Annotated in this window: 5 protein-coding genes; 1 reads left to right on the plus strand and 4 read right to left on the minus strand. The window is 34.0% G+C overall.

The features are described 5' to 3' along the window. Positions 1–112, plus strand: a 112-nt coding sequence (locus tag O9332_RS01840; protein WP_071784045.1) for a transposase, incomplete at its 5' end; no start/stop codon positions are given. Positions 113–144: 32 nt separating this feature from the next. On the opposite strand, the gene O9332_RS01845 is transcribed toward O9332_RS01840, so the two are convergent. The 4 genes from O9332_RS01845 to O9332_RS01860 form a co-directional block, all read right to left on the minus strand. Continuing rightward, positions 145–489 carry a HepT-like ribonuclease domain-containing protein gene (locus O9332_RS01845; protein ID WP_002757239.1) on the minus strand — a complete coding sequence of 115 codons (345 nt, stop codon included), beginning with the start codon at positions 487–489 and terminating at the stop codon, positions 145–147. Beyond that, positions 486–779 (minus strand): nucleotidyltransferase family protein, encoded by a 294-nt coding sequence (locus O9332_RS01850; RefSeq protein ID WP_002757241.1) that lies wholly within the window; start codon positions 777–779, stop codon positions 486–488. Before O9332_RS01850 ends, O9332_RS01845 begins: the two co-directional genes overlap by 4 nt. 165 nt (positions 780–944) lie before the next feature. Further along, the gene (locus O9332_RS01855; protein WP_002757243.1) at positions 945–1,142 is read right to left on the minus strand and encodes a PIN domain-containing protein; all 198 of its coding nucleotides are present in this window, start codon (positions 1,140–1,142) and stop codon (positions 945–947) included. Between the two features lie 28 nt (positions 1,143–1,170). Then, entirely contained in the window at positions 1,171–1,377 is a 207-nt protein-coding gene (locus tag O9332_RS01860; protein WP_288023423.1) for a PIN domain-containing protein, read from the minus strand. Between the last annotated feature and the right edge of the window lie 102 nt (positions 1,378–1,479).

Consider the following 1,479-nt stretch of genomic DNA (forward strand, 5'->3'; position numbering starts at 1 on the left):
GGTGGAGGGAATCAACAATAAACTTAAACTAATAAAACGGAGAGGCTATGGCTTTAGAAACTTTCGGAATTTTTGGGTTAGAAGTATGTTATCTTGGCATCTTGTATGTTGATTTAGCATAAAGGGTAACGAAGAGCCGAAAATTTATTGTAATTTCTCAATGATACTGATAATGATTCTCTTTAGCTGGGGGAGATTGTTTTGAATCACTTTCCAGACGACTTTTTCATCAATTGCCCAATATTCATGAACTAATTTATCCCGCATACCTGCGATGTTTTTCCAAGGAATATTGGGATAATTAACTCTCACTTCATCAGGAATATTTTTGACTGCTTCCCCGATTATTTCAATTAATTTTACTGCCGAAAGAAAGATTTCTATCTTAGTTGAAAATTCGGCAAAGCTTAGATCCTGAGTCATCTTTTCTAGTTGAGAAATTGCCTCTAGAATGTCTTGCAAGAAATCTCTAAATTCCCGTTGTGTCATACATAAATAACCTCGGATAAAATTCTTTCTCTCCTTCTTCCTTTTAAGCCATTTTTACTGATAACATCCGCTTTTACCTTAAGTAAATCACTTAAATAATATTCCAGATCTACTAAATCTAGTAAACTAGGCGGTTCTGTATAATCTATCAGAATATTAACTTCACTATTTTCCTGCACTTCTCCTTTTACATAATCTCCAAAAATACCTAATTCACTGACATGATACTTTTCTTTTACTAAGGACTTAACTTGACCCAAAATCGCTTTAATTTCTTCTAAATTTTTCATGATGCTTACCTTCTAAGATAACGGAAAAGACTTCTACCCTACTGATCAAAATGTTATTTCCTGTATCTGTATTGTAGCAGATATCGGATGAAAGGATAAACCATACTCCTTGAAATCATGGGAATTGAGAGAGTTAGGCCAAAAATACCCCCTCAATTGACTGAATTAAGGGGGCATTTGTCGCAGATATTTATCAAGAAATTCCTCTGATGTTAAACAATCAAAATCAGCAATAATTTTGATTAATTCTCGATTTTCAGACAAAAAGATTTCTGCCGCACCATATTTGGCAGTTAGATAGATAAAAACATCTTCAGAAGGCACTAATTTTTCTGCAATTATCTGACTTGCTTCTGCTTTCATTGCAATCGTTTCTGGTATAAATAAGCAATTAAGATTCTGCCAGATTTGATCTACTATTTTGGCTGCTTTTGCCAACTCGTAAAATTTGGTTAATGAGTTCCTGGGAAATAATAACTTTGATTGAAGATTGATTATTGGGGGTATAATATCCTAACCATGTAAGAATTCGCTCTTGTGGTGAGAGGGGTTTTAATTGAGGTTCTTCGTTACTTGGTATGGTTCGATAGGGGGGCATAAATCGACTAAATCCTTATCTGGCAAGAGACTTAATTGATTAGTTCGCTCTAGATAAGAAATAATTGACAAAAATCGCTAAATGCCTTTCTATATAAGGGTT

The sequence above is a fragment of the Microcystis sp. LE19-10.1B genome (genome assembly GCF_027530565.1).
Taxonomy (GTDB): Bacteria; Cyanobacteriota; Cyanobacteriia; order Cyanobacteriales; family Microcystaceae; genus Microcystis; species Microcystis aeruginosa.